This is a genomic window from Streptomyces luteogriseus (assembly GCF_014205055.1).
Classification (GTDB): domain Bacteria; phylum Actinomycetota; class Actinomycetes; order Streptomycetales; family Streptomycetaceae; genus Streptomyces; species Streptomyces luteogriseus.
The window spans coordinates 4,883,460-4,900,282 of the sequence record NZ_JACHMS010000001.1; the positions used below are offsets into that span (position 1 = coordinate 4,883,460).

Sequence of the window (16,823 nt, forward strand, 5' to 3'; positions counted from 1 at the left end):
GTTGTCGAGGGGACCGACTCAGGGCATGCCGGCCATGGCGGCGGGTGCTCAGCCCGGCAGGCGGGAGACCGTCCCCGTGCCGCTCTTCGCCACGGCCTTCGCGATCTTCATCGCGTCGAGCGCCATCTCGCGGAGATTGCCGCTGATGGGGTTGGTGAACCCGGTGAAGTACAGGCCGGGGGCGGTCTTCGGGGGGCGGGGGCCGTGGGCGACGGGCCTGCCGTGGTCGTCCAGGACGTCGAGGTGACCGACCAGGTCCTCCAGGGCGCGGACGTACCCCGTGGCGGCGATCACCACGTCCGGGGAGATCCGGGTGCCGTCGGCGAGGACGACCTTGCCGCCGTCCTCGAAACCGTCCAGGGCCGCCACGATCTCCACCGTGCCCTGGCGCACGGCGTCGATCAGGCCGACGTCCTGTACCGGGATGGCCCCCTGCCTCACCCGCGTGTACAGCCCGGTGTCGGGACGCGGCAGCCCGTGGGCCGACAGGTCGGGCACGGCCACCCTGGCCTGCGCCCGGGAGATCCGGTCGACCAGGCCGACCGGCAGCCGACGGACCAGGACACCGCTGTACTGGGCGGCCCAGCCGGCGGTCGAACGGCGCACGATGTGGGGGACGGTGCGCACGGCGAGCCGGACCCGCGAGGCGCCGCTCTCCACCAGGTCGACGGCGATCTCGGCACCGGTGTTGCCGACGCCGACGACGAGGACGTCCCGGTCGGCGTAGGGCTTGCCGCTGCGGTACTCGCCCGCGTGCAGGAGCTCGCCGGTGAAGCCGTCGCGGCCGGGCCAGTCCGGCAGGCGCGGGGTGTGGTTGTAGCCGGTGGCGACGACCACGGCCGCGCCGGTCAGTTCCCGGCCGCCGGTGGCGCGCAGCAGCCAGCCCGTGCCGTCGGGGGTGCGCTCGATGCGGGACACCTCGACACCGGTGACGATCTCCAGGCGGTGGTGCTCGGCGTACTTCTCCAGGTACCGCACCACGTTGTCCCGGGACACCCACCGCCCGAACCGGCGCGGCATCGGCAGCCCGGGCAGGGCCGAGAGGCGCCGGGTGGTGTGCAGGTGCAGCCGGTCGTAGTGGCGGCGCCAGGAGGCCCCGACGCGGTCGGACTTCTCCAGGACGACGGCCCGTATGCCCCGGGCGCGCAGCGCGTACGCCGCGGAGAGCCCGCCGGGGCCACCGCCGATGACGTAGACGGGGCGGTCGGGTGGGGGCTGTGCGGAGGCGTGTGTGGGGGGTGTGGAGTCGGCCATGAGCGCGAGCGTAATCACGGGACCGCTTGATGGGTCTCGGTCAAGACCGGAATTGGTTTCGGATTGATCACGGCTGTAGGAGGAGAGGGTGGGGCTCGTGGTGTAGCGGGCCCGGTTGTGGCGGGGCGGTGATCGTCCCTGGTCGTTCCTGGTGTGGGGCGGGCACGGCTTCCGGTGCCGAGGGGGGGAGGTCGGAGGCCGTGACGGATGCCGGCCGACCGGCCGGCCGCGCTGGTGGCTGGTGCCCGGTGCCCGGTGCCCGGTGCCCGGTGCCCGGTGCCCGGTGCCCGGTGCCCGGCGTCCGGTGTCCGGTGTCCGGTGCCCGGTGTCCGGTGGGCGACGGCGGTGGCCGGTGGGCAATGGTGCTCGCCGGGTCTTGCGCATCCGCCCATCTGACGTACCGTCAGATTGCATGGACGCGATCTGGCTCACCGGGGCGGAATGGCTGGCCGTGCTGCGGATCGGGCTCGGGCTGTGGTGGCTGGAGAGCTGGCGGCACAAGGACCGCAAGGCCTGGTTCGAGCGGGGAACCGGCATCGCGTGGGCGGTCGGCATAGCCGCCGAGCACCGCTGGAGCGCCGTCCGTTCGGGCTTCGAGAAGGCCGTCGCGCCGCACCCGCGCGTGCTGGCGTACGTCGTCGTCTACGCGGAACTGGCGCTCGGACTGGGCCTGATCACCGGCTTCCTCACGCCGATCGCCCTGGTCGGCGGCTTCCTCCTCAACGCCCTGTACTTCACGCTCATGGTGCACGACGTCGCCGAGCAGGGGCAGAACTCGATGATGGCGCTGATGTCGGTGGTCGGGCTGTTCGGGATGTCCTGGCAGACGTGGTCGCTGGACAGCGCGCTCGGACTGTTCCTGTGACCGGCCGCCGCTTCGACCTGCCCGAGCCCGACGCCTTCACGCGGACGTACTGGGACGCCGCCGCCGAGGGCCGGCTCCTGATCCGCCGCTGCGGGGCCTGCGGCCGGGCCCACCACTACCCGCGCGAGTTCTGCCCCCACTGCTGGAGCGAGGACGTGACGTGGGAGACGGCGAGCGGCCGCGCCACGCTCTACACCTGGTCCGTCGTCCACCGCAACGACCTGCCCCCCTTCGCGGAACGCGTCCCCTATGTCGCCGCCGTGGTCGAACTCGCCGAGGGGCCGCGGATGATGACGGAGATCGTGGGGGAGGGGGAGCCGCCGGCACCGCTCGCGGGCGAGGACCCGGACCTGTCGGGCGGGGCGGAACTGGCGGTGGCGTTCCGGGCAGGGGTGCCGGTGTTCCGGAGGATGCCGAGGGGCTGAGGCGGTCGGGCGGGAGGCCGCTGCCCACGGCCCAGTCGGCTCCCCCACTCCTTGCCCGCCCTTGGCGCACGGGAGGCCGGTTTCCGCGAACCACGGGTTTGAATGGGACCCATGGCCCCCATACGTGACCAGTCCCTCACCGGCCCCCACCCGGATCTCCACGGCCACGGTCTCCGTCTGCGCCCCTGGGACGCCGGATCCGGTGCCGACGTCGACACCTGGCTGCGGGGGCTGCGCGATCCGGAGTTCCGGCGCTGGAACACCCCGCTGCGGCTGGTCACGGACCGGGCGAGTGCGCGGGAGTCGCTGCGGGCGCGGGCGCAGAGCGCCCTGGAGGGGACGTCGGTGTCGTTCCGGGTCGCGGACGCCCGCAGCGACGCGCCGCTGGGGCACATCGGGGTCAACGAGATCAAGTACCACCTGAAGGTCGCCCGGGTCGGCTACTGGGTCCTGCCCGAGGCCCGCGGCCAGGGCGTCGCCACCCGGGCCCTGCTGCTCGCCGCCCACTGGGCGTTGACGGAACTCGGCATGCACCGGTTGGAGTTGGACCACGCGGTCGGTCACGACGCGTCCTGCCGGATCGCCGAGAGGTGCGGGTTCCCGTACGAGGGCACCCTGCGCGGTGCGATCTTCCAGGAGGGGCGGCACGACGCGTTCCGGGACGCCCATCTGCACGCCCGCCTGGCCACGGACCCGGAGCCGGCGGATCCGTGAGGAGGGCGGGGCAGGCCGATGTGATGCGTGTCACGTCGACTGGCCGATCAGTCCGCCCGGCCCCGCCGGTCATACCCGGCAACCGCAGCGCAACCGCCGCCGCACCGCCGAGAAGTGAAGGGACCGGCCGAGATGACCGCACCCGTGAAGGGCCCCGCCTCCTACTTCCCCTCCATCGAGAAGAAGTACGGCCGACCGATCGCCGACTGGCAGGAGCTCATCCGCTCCTCGCCGCTGACCCGGCACATGGAGCTCGTCACCTGGCTCAAGACCGAACACGGCCTGGGCCACGGCCACGCCAACGCGCTGGTCGCGCACACGCTTGCCGAGAACAGCGGCAAGTGAGCGGGCGGGGGGCCGCCGGAAAAGCGGGTGAGCCGTGGCGGGGGTCCGCGGCACCATGAATCATGGACACCGGAACCGGAATTGACCCCGAAACCGAAACCGAAACCGATACCGACGCCGATACGGGCGGCTGGCACCTCACCCATGACCTCGACGACTTCCTGACCCGCGCCGGCGCGTTCCTCCGCTCCCGGCCGGCGCTGCACACCGTGCCGCTGACCGTCACGGAGACCCTGCGGACACGCGGCCGGTGCGTGTACGGCGACGGCGCACCGGAGTTCGGCGTGCTGGAACGGGCGGGAGAGGTCCGGGCGGCCTTCTTCCGCACCCCGCCGCACTGGCTGAACCTCACCGCCCTCACCCCCGAGGACGCCGACTCCCTCGCGGCGCGGCTGGCCGCCCTCGGCCGTCGTCTGCCCGGCGTGAACGCGGAGTGCGACACCGCGGCCGCCTTCGCCGAGGCCTGGCAGCGGCACACGGGCACTCCGGCGGTCCTCCGCCAGCGCCAGCGGCTCTACCGGCTCGGCACCCTGACCCAGCCGGGCCCCGTGCCGCCGGGCGGCCCCCGGATCGCCGTCGAGGCGGACCGCGAGCTTCTGCTGCGCTGGCACGACGAGTTCAGCGTGTCCGTCGGCCTGGGCAGCGTCCGCGACTCCGCAGAGTGGGTGGACGCCCGCATCGCCGGCGGCGGCATCACCCTGTGGGAGACCGCCGACGGCACACCCGTCGCCATGGCCGGCACCGGCCCCCGGGTCGCGGGGCAGGTCCGTGTCGCCCCGGTCTACACCCCGCCCCACCTCCGCGGCCGCGGCTACGCGGGCGCCGCGACGACCGAGGTCAGCCGCGCCGCCCTGGCCTCCGGCGCGGACGAGGTGCTCCTCTTCACCGACCTGGACAACCCGACCAGCAACGGCCTCTATCAGCGCATCGGCTACCGGCCGGTGGCGGACTTCGACGTGTACGACTTCACGTAGAAGGAGGTGGGTGGCCAGGCCCCTGGCCCCCGCCCTTCACGGCCACAGCAGCTCGCGCGACCACTCCTCCCCGTCCTGCTCCTCTTCCCGCCGGTAGCGGAGCCGGACGTGCCGCCGTCGCTCGTCGCCCTGGAAGAACTCGACCTCCTCGGCCCGCAGCCGGTACAGCGTCCAGGACGGCACCGGCGCCTCCGGTTCCCGTGACGCCCGTTCCCACGCCGACTGCGAGGCACGGGCCAGGTCGTCCAAGGACGGCAGGACCTCGCTCTGCCGCCCGGTCAGCGCCGCGGCCAGCGCGCCCGTCGAGCGGGCGTGCAGATCGCCCTGGGCATCCCCGGACGGCGCCGCCGTCACCGGGCCGCGCACCCGGACCTGGCGGCCCAGCACCGGCCAGTAGAAGCCGAGCGCGGCATACGGGCGGGCGGCGAGGTGCCGTCCCTTGCGGCTGCCGGCGTGGGACGCGAAGGACCAGCCGTCGGCGTCCGCGCCGTGCAGCATCACGATCCGCACGTCGGGCAGGCCCGACTCGTCCGAGGTCGCCAGCGACATGGTGTGCGGCTCGGTCTGCCCGGCCGCCACCGCCGCCGCGAACCACTCGGCGAACAGGGGCAGGGGAGTGGCCGGGGCGGTGGCCGGCTCGAAGGAGGGCAGGTCCGTGACCTTCGGGTCCCAGACCCGCAGTGACCTCAGCAGCTCGTGAAGATCGGTTGCCATGCCTCGATTGTGTCCCGTTCCGCCCGGCGCCGGGGAACGCGGGCCTCCCCGGCTCGCCGGTCCTGGGTTTCTCCGGCCCCGCTTCGCCGGTCCTGGGTTTCTCCGGCCCCGCTTTCGCCGGTCCTGGGCTTCTCCGGCCCCGCTTTCGCCGGTGCGGGCGCCCCGCCCCCGCCTTCGCCGTCCCGGGCCTCTCCGGCCCTGCCCCAGCGCCTCACCCCGCCCAGCGCCTCACCCCGCCCCCAGCACCACCGTCCCCGACGAGCAGAACCACCCCCCCGTCCCCGACGCCACCGCCAGTCGTGGCGGTGAGCCGTCGCCCCGCCGCACCTGCCGTTCCCCGCACTCCCCGCGCAGCTGCCGCACCGCCTCCACCAGCAGGAACAGCCCCCGCATCCCGGGATGCTGGGCCGACAGGCCGCCCCCGTCGGTGTTCACGGGCAGCTCACCGCCCTCGACCCGCAGCCGCCCCTTCGCCACGAACGCCCCGCCCTCGCCCTTCCCGCAGAAACCGAGGTCCTCCAGCGTCACCAGCGTCATGTAGGTGAACGCGTCGTAGATCTCGGCGACCTCGATCTCCGCCGGCCGCACCCCCGCTCGCTCGAACGCCAGCCGCCCGCTCACCGCCGCGGGCGACACCGTGAAGTCCGGCCATTCGGACATCGTCGCGTGCGACACGGACTCCCCGCTCCCCAGCACCCACACCGGCGACGTCCGGCAGTCCCGTACGTACTCCTCGGCCACCAGCAGCACCGCCGCCCCGCCGTCGGAACGGACGCAGCAGTGCAGCTTGGTGAAGGGGTCCGCGATCATGGGCCCGGACAGCACCTCGTCGACCGAGATCGGGGTGCGGAACATCGCCTCCGGGTTGAGGGCCGCGTTGGCCCGGGCCTGCACCGCCACCTCCGCCAGCTGCTCGATCGTCGTGCCGTACTCGATCATGTGGCGGCGGGCCGCCATGGCGTACTTGGCGATCAGGGTGTGGCCGTACGGGACCTCGAACTGCATGGGCCCCCGGGCGCCGAAGGACAGGGTCCCGGTGCGGCGGCCGGCCCTGACGTCCGCCCGGGCCGTCGAGCCGTAGACGAGCAGGACCGCGCGGGCGTGCCCGGCGGCGATGGCGTCCGCCGCGTGAGCCGCCATGACCTCCCAGGCCGAGCCGCCCACGGAGGTGGAGTCGACCCAGGTGGGGCGCAGGCCCAGGTACTCGGCGACCTCGACGGGCGCCAGGGTGCCGAGGCCCGCCGAGGCGAAGCCGTCGACCAGCGACCGGTCCAGGCCCGCGTCCGCCAGGGCACGGCGGGCCGCCTGGGCGTGCAGCGCGTACGGGGTCGCGTCGTCCACACGGCCGCAGTCCGAGAGGGCCACGCCGACGACGGCCACTTTCCTCCGGGCCACCATGAATCTGACGGTACATCAGATGACGGTGGGGGCGGCAGGGCTCTGGGCTTCCCCGTTCCGCAGCCCTAATATGACGCATCGTCAGATGCGGAGAGAGGTGCCCCATGGACGCCCGCTTCACCGACGAACAGGACGAGATCAGCCGCACCCTGCGCGAACTCCTCGGCAAGCGGTGCGGTCCGGACGAGCTGCGGGCCGCCGTCGACACCCCGGCCGGACACGACCCCGCCTTGTGGACCACCCTCGCCGAGCAACTCGGCCTGCCCGGACTGGCCCTCCCCGAGACCTACGGCGGTGTCGGCTGCACGGCGACCGAACTGGCCCTGGCCTGCGAGGAGACGGGCCGCACCCTCGCCCCGACCTCGCTGCTCGCCACCGCCGTCCTCGCCGCCCCGCTGCTGCTCGACCTCGGCACCGACGCCCAGCGCGCCGAGCTCCTGCCGCGCATCGCCTCCGGCGCACTCACCGCCACCCTCGCCGTACCGGGGCCCGCCCTCGCCACCGCCCTCGCGCTCACCGGCCACGACCCGCGCGGGGAGTGGGCCGGCGGGGGACGGGCCGGGGGCGTCCAGGCCCGGCGGGCCGAGGGCGGCTGGCAGCTGTACGGGCAGGCCGACCAGGTGCTCGACGGGCACAGCGCCCCACTGCTCGTGGTCGCCGCGCACGCCGGGGGGTTCGCCCGCTCCCGCGTCCTGCTCTTCCTGGTGCGCGGTGACGCCGCCGGGCTGACCCGCGTACGGCAGACCGCGCTGGACGCCACCCGCCCGCAGGGGCGGATCCAACTGCGTCATGCAAAAGCCGAGTTGCTGGGCGACGAGACCGTGGACACCCTCCCCGCCCTCGCCCGGCTCGGCGGCACCGCAGCCGCCTGCCTCGCAGCCGAGGCCGTGGGGGCGGCCGGCCGGGTGCTGGAGCGGACGGTCGAGTACGTGGGGCAGCGCGAGCAGTTCGGGCGGCCGGTCGGCTCCTTCCAGGCGGTCAAGCACCGGCTGGCCGACGCGTACGTCCAGGTCCAGACAGCCCGCTCGGCGGCGTACTACGCGGCCTGGGCGGCCGCCACCGAAGCCACCGCCACCCCGAGCGGCGGAACCGCCCCCGAGGAGACGGCCGGGGGTCTCGCCCTCGCCCAGGCGCTCGAAGCGCTGCGCCGCGCCGCCGCCGAGGGGATCCAGCTGCACGGCGGCATCGGCTTCACCTGGGAGCACGAGGCTCATCTGTACTTCAAGCGTGCCGCGGGCGACGAGCTGCTGTTCGGGCCGGTGCACCGGCTGCGGGCGCACGCGGCCGACGCGGCACACGTCTTCGAGGAGGCCGGCCCGTGAGGGGTGCGCGTGTGGTGCAGAAGGTGTCGTCGACCAGGGGCTTCGCCCGCGTGGCACCGCATGTGGTGCCCGCCCTCGACCGTGCCGTCCACCGGCTCACCAGGGGGCGGGTGCTGCTCAGCGCGCAACTGCTCCCCGGGGTGGTGCTGACCTCGACCGGGGCGCGCAGCGGACTGCCCCGCCGTACCCCCCTGGCCTGCATGCCCGAGGACGGCGGGCGCTGCTGGATCCTCGTCGGGTCCAACTTCGGGCGGCCCGGGCACCCCGCCTGGAGTCACAACCTGCTGGCGCATCCCGATGCGGAGATCAGCTGGAAGGGCCGGGACGTCCCGGTCACGGCCCGGCTGCTGGCGGGGGAGGAACGGGCTGCCGCGTGGCAGGCGCTGCTGCGGTTCTGGCCGCCCTACGCGGCGTACCAGGCGCGGGTGGAGCGGGAGATCCGGGTGTTCCGCCTCGTGCGGCGTTGACGGCGGGCGGAGAAAGCGCAACAGGCGGTGGTCCACCCGGGTGGACCACCGCCTGCCAGACAGGACAAGGGAACGTAAGAGGCTGGTGCGCCGCGCTACTTCGTCGGCTTCCGGCCGGTGACGCCCAGGTGCACCAACAGGGCGAGGTTCGGCTTCAGTTCGGCCTGCTTCACGCCCCAGGAGGAGAAGCCCTTCTGGTGGGAGGCGACAGCCGCGAGCATCGCGACCAGCGAGCCGGCGACGGCCGCCGGGTTCACGTCCTTGTCGACCCTGCCCTTGGCCTGGAGCTCGGCGACGGCGTCCGCCAGGGAGTTGTTCACCGAGTTGAGGATCTTCATCCGGAGTTTGTAGAAGCGCTTGTCGCCCTCGGCGGCGCCGAGATCGACGACCCGGAGGATCGCGTCGTTCTTGCGCCAGAACTCCAGGAAGCCGTCGACGAGCTCCTGCGCCGTCTGCCAGCCGGCCTTGCCGGCCCAGGAGCGGCCCTCCAGGAGCTCCGTCAACGCGGCGCCCTCGGTGGCCATTTGCTCGGCGATCTCCAGGACGGCGCCCTCGACGTCCGGGAAGTACTGGTAGAAGGTCGCGGGTGAAGTGCCCGCTTTCCGGGCGACATCGATGACTTTGACGTCGCGGTACGGGGAGGAGCTGAGCATCTCGCTGAGGCAGTCGAGCAGCTTCTGCCGGGTCGCCTGCCCACGTCGGCCGGCCACGCGGCCGTCGACGGTACGCACTTGTCCTGTCATGCCGTCAGCTTACCGAGGCGTGATCGGGGCGCGATTCGGCCGACTGCAAATGGGGTGCGGGAGGGTGCCGGGGCTGGTGTGCCTGGTCTGCGGGGTGCGGCAGTCGCGGTTACGTTGTCGGCATGGCCGAAAACAGGGCATCGGTGTACGGAGAGGGCGTCCCCTGCTGGGTGGACGCGCAGCTTCGTGACGTCGAGGCGGGCAAGCGGTTCTACGGTGAACTTTTCGGGTGGACCTTCGAGGACGAGTGGTTCGGCTCCTTCACCGAGGCGCTGAAGGACGGCGAACCGGTGGCCGCCCTCGTCCGCAAGGTGGACGGACGGCTGCCCACCGTCTGGACGGTGTACTTCGCGACCCCGGACGCCCCGGCCCTGGCCCGGCGCATCCGGGACGCGGGCGGGCAGATCGTCTCGGCGCCGGTGCCGGCCGGGGAACTGGGCGTCACCGCGCTCGTCACCGACCCCGAGGGCGCCGTCTTCGCCCTGTGGCAGCCGGAGGAGCACCCCGGGTTCGGCAAACGGCACGAGCCGGGCACCTTCGCCTGGGCCGAGCTGTACGCCCGGGACACCGAGGCGGCCAACGCCTTCTACGGCGACCTCTTCCGGGAGGCCCTGTTCGGGCCGGACGCGGCACCCGACTTCGGCCGCGCCCCCGTGACCGACGTGTACCCGGCCGAGATGCCGCCCCACTTCCTCGTCCACTTCGCCGTCGAGGACGTGGCGGCCGCGCTGGAGGACGTGACGCGGCTCGGCGGCCGGGTCCAGGTTCCGCCTTTCGAGACGTCGTACGGCGAGGTCGCCGTCGTCACCGACAATCAGGGGGCGTCCTTCGCGCTGCTGCACCGCTGACCAGGCAGGCTTTGGTCAGCGTTTGATCTCTTCTGTGCCGAGACATCCCAATTGTCACCGGGTTCGCAACCGGGGCTCCGGCCAGGAAGAATCAGGGTGCGTGCCGCCATGGCGGTGCGGTGGTGAGACGCTGCACGGGGTCGCGTGGAACATGTGGCTTGGCGCGGCTCGTACGGGGAGGTGGCAGGCAGAGTGGTGGATCAGCTGACGCAGCACGATCCGCGGCGGATCGGGCCGTTCGAGGTGCTGGGACGGCTGGGTGCCGGCGGCATGGGGCTGGTCTATCTCGCGCGTTCGGCGTCCGGCCGGCGCGTGGCGATCAAGACCGTCCGGACGGAGCTGGCCGAGGACCAGCTGTTCCGGGTCCGCTTCACGCGTGAGGTGGAGGCGGCACGCGCCGTCTCCGGCTTCTACACGGCCGCGGTCGTGGACGCCGACCCGCGTGCCGCCGTGCCGTGGCTGGCCACCGCGTACGTCCCCGCGCCCTCCCTCGAGGAGATAGTGAACGACTGCGGGCCGATGCCGGCCCAGGCGGTGCGCTGGCTGGCGGCGGGTGTGGCCGAGGCGCTTCAGTCCATCCACGGTGCGGGTCTGGTGCACCGGGACCTCAAGCCGTCGAACGTCCTCGTCGTGGAGGACGGCCCCCGGGTGATCGACTTCGGTATCGCGTCGGGTGTGTCGAACACGCGTTTGACCATGACGAACGTCGCCGTCGGTACCCCCGCCTACATGTCGCCCGAGCAGGCCAAGGACTCCCGCAGCGTCACCGGCGCCAGCGACGTCTTCTCCCTCGGCTCGATGCTGGTCTTCGCCGCCACCGGACACCCGCCCTTCCACGGCGCCAATCCGGTCGAGACGGTCTTCATGCTGCTGCGCGAGGGCCCGGACCTGGAAGGACTCCCGGACGAACTGCGTCCGCTCATCGAGTCCTGTATGCAGATGGACGCGACGGCCCGCCCCAACCCGGCCGACCTCCAGTCCCAGCTGGCCCCGCACCTCTTCGGCTCCGGCTCCGACGACAGCGGCACGGCCTCCGCGTGGCTGCCCGAGCGGGCCGTGAGCCTGATCGAGTCCCGCCGCAACGGCCGCCCGGCCGGCAAGCCCGCCCCCGGCGCGGGCCGCAGCGGTGGCGGACGCCCCGCCCCGGGCCCCGCGCCCGTCCCGCCCCCGCCCTCGCACGACCCCGTCGTGCCCGTGCCCGCGCCCGCCGGTGGCCCCGACACCGGCCCGGTGCGCCTCGCCGGCGCCCCGGTGCCCATCGGCCCGGGCCCGCGCGTCGCCGACGTGCGCGCCGCCGCCGTCATGGCGCCCCGGCCGGAGGCCGCCCTCGCCGCTTCCTGGTCCAAGCCCCGCCCCGGTGTCAACGGCACGGACCCCGCCGTGGGCCCCGCCGTCGCCGCCCCTCCGGCCCCGGCCGCGCCCCCGGAGCAGGCCGGTGGCTGGCGGCCCTGGCGCTTCCGCATGTCCAACGACGTCTGGGGCACGCCCTCGGTCGCCGACGACCTGGTCTACGTCACCTCCTTCGAGGTGCACGCCCTGGACGTCGCCACCGGCCGCCGCCGCTTCAAGACCCGGGACGTCGCCTGGTCCATGGCGGTCGCGGACGGCCGTATCCACGCCTCCGACGGGCCCACCCTGTTCGCCCTGGACGCCCGTGAGGGCGCCGACCTGTGGCGGCTGCAGACGGACGCCTGGGTCTACTCGCTCCAGGCCGGCCGCGGCACCGTCGTCACCGGCACCCGCGGCGGCGGCGTCCAGGGCTGGGAGGCCTCCGGCGGCCAGAAGCTCTGGGAGATCACCGGCTGCCAGTCCGACTTCGAGTCCCCCGAGGCCGGACCCGCCCTGCACGACGGCACGGTCTATGTGTGGCAGGACGCCCGGCTGCGTGTCCTGGACGCCCGCACCGGCGAGGAGCGCTGGTCGTACCCGATCGGCGACGCGGCGTCCTGCGGCGGCGTGCCGATCCGCCTCACCCAGGCCACCGACGGCTACGTCTACGTCTGCGCCGGCACCCGCGTCCTCGCCCTGGACGTGGCCGCCGGACACGTGAAGTGGCACTTCGAGGCCCCGGCCGTGTTCCTCTGCCCGCCCACCTTCGTCCCCGGCCCGGCCGTCACCGGCGGCGGCATCTACCTCGCCGACTACCTCGGCACGGTCTACGCCCTCGACGCCACCGACGGCCGTGACCGCTGGCGCATCGCCACCGAGTCCCGCTCCTCCGTCGACTCCGTGCTGGTCGCGGCCGGCCATGTCCACGTGGGCAGCGGCAAGGGCCTCTACACCCTCGACGCGGTCACCGGCACGCCCAAGTGGCGCTTCCAGGCGGGCGGCGACATCGTGGGCACCCCCTCGGTGGCCGAGGGCCGGATCCACTTCGGCTCCACCGACCACCTGCTCTACACCCTGAAGGCCGACGACGGCCGGCTGCGCTGGAAACTCGCCACCGGCGGCGAGATCACCGGCTCCCCGGTCGTCCGGGACGGGGTGGTGTACGCGTGCAGCAAGGACCGCTGTGTGTACGCACTGGACGCGGAGAAGGGCACGGGCACGGCGCGCACCACCTGACCGGCCCCGGGACGGCCGTCGTACCGGCGTACCGGAAGGGGCTCCGGACGGCGGCCGTCGCTTGTCGGGAAGCGGTCCGTTCACCGCTTCCACCCACGAAGCTACGCCGGGGACGCACCGGTCGCCACGCAGTGACATGGTCGTGACAGGCGATCACTAGGCTCTTCGCCATGCAGACACGGGGGCGCAGGCTCAGGTTCACAGCGGTGCTGGTCCTGGTGGTGCTGGCACTGACCGGCTTCTCGTCCGGCCGGGGCCGCGGCGGCAGCCACGGTCACGGCGGCGGAGGCGGCGGCGGGTGCAGCAGTTCCAGCCAGGACCACGACAGTTCGAGGTCGTCGACGTCGAGCGGCGGCTCGTACGGCTCCAGCGGTTCGAGCGGCGGGTCCTATGGCTCCGACGACGATGACGATGACTACTACGGCGGCAGCGGTGGCAGCGGCGGCGGCAGCTCCTACACCCGCAGGCCGGGCTACGGCTCCACGCCGACGTCGTCCTCCGGATCCGGCAGCCGCAAGGCGCTGGAGGACGGCACGGCGCGGCTGGTGAGCTGCGCGACCTCCGCACGGCCGTACGCGACCGTCGAGGTCCGCAACCCCAACGGCCGCAAGGCGGACTTCTCCGTCTCGGTCACCTTCGAGGACGCCCAGGGCATCACCGTCGTCAGCCGGTACGGGGACGTCACCGTCCCCGCGAACGGCACGGCCACCGTCGACGTCCGGGTGGGCGGCGGCGCGGCCCTGGTGGACTCCGTCGACCACTGCGAGGTCGACCGCCAGGCCCTCGTCGACGACTGACGGAACCGGGGCTCAGCCCCGCAGCTCCGTCAGGAAGTCGATCAGCGCCTCGTTCACCTCGGCGGGGCGCTCCTGCTGCGTCCAGTGGCCGCAGCCCGGCAGCACGAGCGGCTTGCGGCGCAGGTCCGGCATCAACTCCGGCAGCCGCTCGATCAGTTCGGGCGTCCCCGGGAAGGCCGGGACCAGGTCCCGGTCGCCGTACACGTACAGCGCGGGCGGGGACACGACCGCGCCCTGCCAGGGGGCCGTCAGCTCCCAGTTGCGGTCCAGGTTGCGGTACCAGTTGAGGGCGCCGGTGAAGCCGGGCTCGAAGCTCTCGGTCAGCACGTCGAGGTCCTCCTCGGTGAGCCAGCCGGGCAGCACCTCGGGGTCCGGCGCGTCCGTGAGCCAGCCGCGCTCCAGGTCGACCAGGGCCTGCTCGGGGCGCCCGGCGCCCGGCGCGTCACCGGAGGCGGAGTACAGCAGCTTGCGCAGGGTCGTGCGGGTGTCGGCGAACTCGGCCTCCGCCACTCCGGGCCGGTTGAAGTAGTTCCAGTAGAAGCGGCCCTGGAACCGCTCCTGCATGGTCTGAAGCGGAGGCCGGCTCCCACGGAAAGGCGGCGGCACGCTCAGCCCCGCCACACCGCGCACCACGTCCGGCCGCAGCAGCGCGGTGTGCCAGGCCACCGGCGCGCCCCAGTCGTGCCCGACGACGAACGCCCGTTCCTCGCCCAGCGCGTGGATCAGCCCGACCACGTCCCCCACCAGGTGGAGGATGCTGTACGCGGATACGTCCTCGGGGCGGTCACTGCCGCCGTATCCGCGCTGGTCGGGCGCGACCACCTGGAAACCGGCCTCGGCCAGCGGACCGAACTGGTGCCGCCAGGAGTGCCAGGACTCCGGGAATCCGTGCAGCAGCACCACGAGCGGGCCCTCGCCCTGCTCCGCGATGTGCAGCTGTATGCCATTGACGTCGATCATCCGATGCTCAACCACACCCCGAGCATACGCATGTATGAGGAAACGACTTTTACTCCCGCAACCGGTACTCCCGCGACCGCTCCCCATACAACCGGGCCTGCCGCTCGCCCGCCGCGTTCCCGAGTGCGATGAGGTGGGGCGCCTGCGCGACCCCCTGCGAGCGCCCCGCCTCGCTCGCGGCCCACAGCGCCCGCACGGTCCCCTGCACGGCCTCGGTCGGATACCCGGCGAGAACGGCGGCGCACGAGTTCGCCGCCTCCAGGGCCTCGCCCTCCGCCACGAGTTCCGACACAAGCCCGACCTCGTACGCCCGCCGGGCCGAGATCCGTTCCGCCGTCCCCATCAACGCCATCCGGGCGACCTCCCCGTACGGCATGCGCTGCGCCATCAGGACGGACTCGTAGGCGCTGACCATGCCGTAGGTGGTGTGCGGGTCGAAGAAGGTGGCGGTGGTGTCCGCGACGAGGAACTCGGCCTCGCCGAGCAGGTAGAAGGCGCCGCCGCAGGCCATGCCGCGCACGGCGGCGACGACCGGTTTCCACAGGTCGTTCGCCTTGGGGCCGATGCCGAGCAGGGGATCGTCCTGCGCGTACGGCGAGTTCGGCTGCGGCACGACGGCGTTCCGGTCGATGCCGGTGCAGAAGGCGCGGTCACCGGCCCCGGTGAGGACGATCGCGCGCACGGTGTCATCGAACCGCAACTCGTGCCAGACGGAGGCGAGTTCATCGGCCATGGCGAGGTCGACGGCGTTGAGCCGCTCGGGCCGGTTCAGCGTCACCACGGCGACCCCGCTGTCCCGGTCGGCGCGTACGAGCACGCTGCTCATGGCCGCTCCGGAACCCACTGGGGAAGGCCGTCGTGGAAGACGGCCCGCACCCGGGCGCCGATGCGCAGACTCTCCCGCGGGAAGGAGCCGAGCGGCTGCCCGGCCCCGGCGACCAGGTTGCCCACCAGCCGGATGCGCGGCGCCTCGTCCAGCTCGACGACGACCACGTTGTACGGCGCCTGCGCCGCGTAGTCGGGCAGCAGCGGCGGATGGGCGACGACGTACGACCAGACCCGGCCCCGGCCGGACACCGCACGCCACTCGCTCTCGAAGGACTGGCAGTGCGGGCAGCAGGGCCGGGGCGGGAAGCGGAGCTCTCCGCACGCGGCGCAGGCCTGGACGCGCAGTTCGCCCTGGGCGGCGTACTCCCAGAAGGGGGCGCCGTCGGTGTCGGGGACGGGACGCAGCATGAGCGGCTCCTCAACTCCTCAGCAGCAGGGCGGAGGTCGGGACCCCTTCCCCCGCCGTGACCAGACAGGCGGCGGCGCCCGGCACCTGCGCGGTACTGGTTCCGCGCAGCTGCCTGACCCCCTCGTTGATGAGGTTGAAGCCGTGCACGTAGGCCTCGGACAGCCCGCCGCCGCCGGTGTTCAGCGGCAGCAGCCCGCCGGTCTCCAGTGCCCCGCCCTCGGTGAACGCCCCGCCCTCACCGCGCCCGCAGAAGCCGTAGCCCTCCAGGGAGAGCAGGACCAGGGGCGTGAAGGCGTCGTAGATCTGGGCGACGTCGATGTCCTCGGGGGCCAGGTCGGAGTGTTTCCACAGGTGCCGGGCGGCGCTCCAGGCGGGGCCGGAGAGGGGGTCGTCGTTCCAGTAGTTGACCATGCCGTGGTGCTGGGCGGGGAGCGACTGGGCGGCGGCGTGGACGTAGACGGGCCTGCGCCGGCAGTCGCGGGCGCGCTCGGCGGAGACCACCACACACGCCAGCGCCCCGTCCGTCTCCAGGCAGTTGTCGAACAGGCAGAGCGGCTCGCTGATCCAGCGGGAGGTCATGTACATCTCGCGGGTCAGCGGGCGGTCGTACATGATCGCGGCGGGGTTCTGGTTGGCCCGGTTGCGGCAGGCGAGGGCGACGTTGAACAGGTGGTCGCGGGTGGCGCCGTACTCGTGCAGGTAGCGGCGGGTGAGCATCGCGATCTCGTCGGCTGGCCTCAGCAGCCCGTACGGGCGGGTCCACTGGGCCGGGGTCGGAAGCTGGACGGTCGTGTTGGTCCAGGGCCGTGGCCCACTGCCCCGCTTGCGGGACCGCCAGGCCACCCCGACGCTCGCCTGCCCGGCGGTGATGGCGGCGGCGAGATGGGCGACGGTGGCGCACGAACCCCCGCCGCCGAAGCCGACCTTGCTGAAGAAGGTGAGGTCGCCGAAGCCGCAGGCCTTGGCCAGCTCCACCTCGTCCGTCTCCTCCATGGTGTAGGAGGCGAGGGCGTCGACCTCGCCGGGCGCGATCCCGGCGTCGTCGAGAGCGGCCAGGACGGCACGGCAGGCCAGGGTGCGCTCGTCCTCCGGGAGCCGTTTGGCGAAGGGTGTCTGGCCTATGCCGACCAGGGCGGTGGCGTCCTTGAGGCCTCCCGATCCTGCTGCCATGCTGCGCGCACCTCCAGGCCCGAAC

General features: G+C 73.3%; 18 protein-coding genes. 10 read left to right on the plus strand and 8 right to left on the minus strand.

The features are described 5' to 3' along the window. Nucleotides 1–48: 48 nt before the first annotated feature. Entirely contained in the window at nucleotides 49–1,254 is a 1,206-nt protein-coding gene (locus BJ965_RS21695) for a flavin-containing monooxygenase (protein WP_184910177.1), read from the minus strand. Nucleotides 1,255–1,666: 412 nt separating this feature from the next. Between BJ965_RS21695 and BJ965_RS21700 the strand changes: the two genes are divergently transcribed. The 5 genes from BJ965_RS21700 to BJ965_RS21720 all read left to right on the plus strand — a co-directional run bounded on the left by BJ965_RS21700 (nucleotide 1,667) and on the right by BJ965_RS21720 (nucleotide 4,577). Next, on the plus strand, nucleotides 1,667–2,119 hold the full coding sequence (locus BJ965_RS21700; protein ID WP_184910178.1) for a DoxX family membrane protein: 453 nt from the start codon (nucleotides 1,667–1,669) through the stop codon (nucleotides 2,117–2,119). Further along, nucleotides 2,116–2,544, plus strand: coding sequence for a Zn-ribbon domain-containing OB-fold protein (locus tag BJ965_RS21705; RefSeq protein ID WP_184910179.1), 429 nt, complete (start codon nucleotides 2,116–2,118; stop codon nucleotides 2,542–2,544). The genes BJ965_RS21700 and BJ965_RS21705 overlap by 4 nt, the downstream gene beginning before the upstream one ends. 111 nt (nucleotides 2,545–2,655) lie before the next feature. Further along, nucleotides 2,656–3,258: a GNAT family N-acetyltransferase gene (locus BJ965_RS21710; protein WP_184910180.1), complete on the plus strand. Its 603-nt coding sequence runs from the start codon at nucleotides 2,656–2,658 to the stop codon at nucleotides 3,256–3,258. Between the two features lie 132 nt (nucleotides 3,259–3,390). Beyond that, complete coding sequence (locus tag BJ965_RS21715) at nucleotides 3,391–3,603, plus strand: DUF4287 domain-containing protein (protein ID WP_184910181.1); 213 nt, start codon at nucleotides 3,391–3,393, stop codon at nucleotides 3,601–3,603. A gap of 62 nt (nucleotides 3,604–3,665) precedes the next feature. After that, nucleotides 3,666–4,577 carry a GNAT family N-acetyltransferase gene (locus BJ965_RS21720; protein WP_184910182.1) on the plus strand — a complete coding sequence of 304 codons (912 nt, stop codon included), beginning with the start codon at nucleotides 3,666–3,668 and terminating at the stop codon, nucleotides 4,575–4,577. Between the two features lie 36 nt (nucleotides 4,578–4,613). Here BJ965_RS21720 and BJ965_RS21725 read toward each other — a convergent pair whose 3' ends face one another. Further along, nucleotides 4,614–5,291 carry a pyridoxine/pyridoxamine 5'-phosphate oxidase gene (locus BJ965_RS21725; protein WP_184910183.1) on the minus strand — a complete coding sequence of 226 codons (678 nt, stop codon included), beginning with the start codon at nucleotides 5,289–5,291 and terminating at the stop codon, nucleotides 4,614–4,616. A 228-nt stretch (nucleotides 5,292–5,519) separates the two neighbouring features. Then, nucleotides 5,520–6,689: a thiolase C-terminal domain-containing protein gene (locus BJ965_RS21730; protein ID WP_184910184.1), complete on the minus strand. Its 1,170-nt coding sequence runs from the start codon at nucleotides 6,687–6,689 to the stop codon at nucleotides 5,520–5,522. 104 nt (nucleotides 6,690–6,793) lie between these two features. Here BJ965_RS21730 and BJ965_RS21735 point away from each other — a divergent pair, with 104 nt between their 5' ends. Next, a complete protein-coding gene (locus BJ965_RS21735) occupies nucleotides 6,794–8,011 on the plus strand; it encodes an acyl-CoA dehydrogenase family protein (protein ID WP_184910185.1) in 1,218 nt (405 codons plus the stop codon). Beyond that, nucleotides 8,008–8,478, plus strand: coding sequence for a nitroreductase family deazaflavin-dependent oxidoreductase (locus BJ965_RS21740; RefSeq protein WP_184910186.1), 471 nt, complete (start codon nucleotides 8,008–8,010; stop codon nucleotides 8,476–8,478). Before BJ965_RS21735 ends, BJ965_RS21740 begins: the two co-directional genes overlap by 4 nt. Nucleotides 8,479–8,573: 95 nt before the next feature. Here the strand turns inward: BJ965_RS21740 and BJ965_RS21745 are convergent, their stop codons facing one another. Next, nucleotides 8,574–9,221: a TetR family transcriptional regulator gene (locus tag BJ965_RS21745; protein WP_167345935.1), complete on the minus strand. Its 648-nt coding sequence runs from the start codon at nucleotides 9,219–9,221 to the stop codon at nucleotides 8,574–8,576. A 122-nt stretch (nucleotides 9,222–9,343) separates the two neighbouring features. On the opposite strand from BJ965_RS21745, the gene BJ965_RS21750 reads away from it, so the two are divergent. The 3 genes from BJ965_RS21750 to BJ965_RS21760 all read left to right on the plus strand — a co-directional run bounded on the left by BJ965_RS21750 (nucleotide 9,344) and on the right by BJ965_RS21760 (nucleotide 13,431). Beyond that, nucleotides 9,344–10,069, plus strand: a complete 726-nt coding sequence (locus tag BJ965_RS21750) for a VOC family protein (RefSeq protein ID WP_184910187.1) — start codon at nucleotides 9,344–9,346, stop codon at nucleotides 10,067–10,069. Between the two features lie 192 nt (nucleotides 10,070–10,261). After that, on the plus strand, nucleotides 10,262–12,634 hold the full coding sequence (locus BJ965_RS21755; RefSeq protein ID WP_184910188.1) for a serine/threonine-protein kinase: 2,373 nt from the start codon (nucleotides 10,262–10,264) through the stop codon (nucleotides 12,632–12,634). Between the two features lie 170 nt (nucleotides 12,635–12,804). Next, nucleotides 12,805–13,431: a hypothetical protein gene (locus BJ965_RS21760; protein WP_184910189.1), complete on the plus strand. Its 627-nt coding sequence runs from the start codon at nucleotides 12,805–12,807 to the stop codon at nucleotides 13,429–13,431. 12 nt (nucleotides 13,432–13,443) lie between these two features. On the opposite strand, the gene BJ965_RS21765 is transcribed toward BJ965_RS21760, so the two are convergent. Genes BJ965_RS21765 through BJ965_RS21780 form a run of 4 tightly spaced genes read right to left on the minus strand, consistent with a single transcriptional unit; the run spans nucleotide 13,444 to nucleotide 16,798 of the window. After that, nucleotides 13,444–14,391, minus strand: coding sequence for an alpha/beta fold hydrolase (locus BJ965_RS21765; protein ID WP_184917418.1), 948 nt, complete (start codon nucleotides 14,389–14,391; stop codon nucleotides 13,444–13,446). 49 nt (nucleotides 14,392–14,440) lie between these two features. After that, nucleotides 14,441–15,217: an enoyl-CoA hydratase/isomerase family protein gene (locus BJ965_RS21770; protein ID WP_184910190.1), complete on the minus strand. Its 777-nt coding sequence runs from the start codon at nucleotides 15,215–15,217 to the stop codon at nucleotides 14,441–14,443. Further along, nucleotides 15,214–15,627, minus strand: coding sequence for a Zn-ribbon domain-containing OB-fold protein (locus BJ965_RS21775; RefSeq protein WP_184910191.1), 414 nt, complete (start codon nucleotides 15,625–15,627; stop codon nucleotides 15,214–15,216). Before BJ965_RS21775 ends, BJ965_RS21770 begins: the two co-directional genes overlap by 4 nt. 10 nt (nucleotides 15,628–15,637) lie before the next feature. Beyond that, complete coding sequence (locus tag BJ965_RS21780) at nucleotides 15,638–16,798, minus strand: lipid-transfer protein (RefSeq protein WP_184910192.1); 1,161 nt, start codon at nucleotides 16,796–16,798, stop codon at nucleotides 15,638–15,640. Nucleotides 16,799–16,823 lie beyond the last annotated feature (25 nt).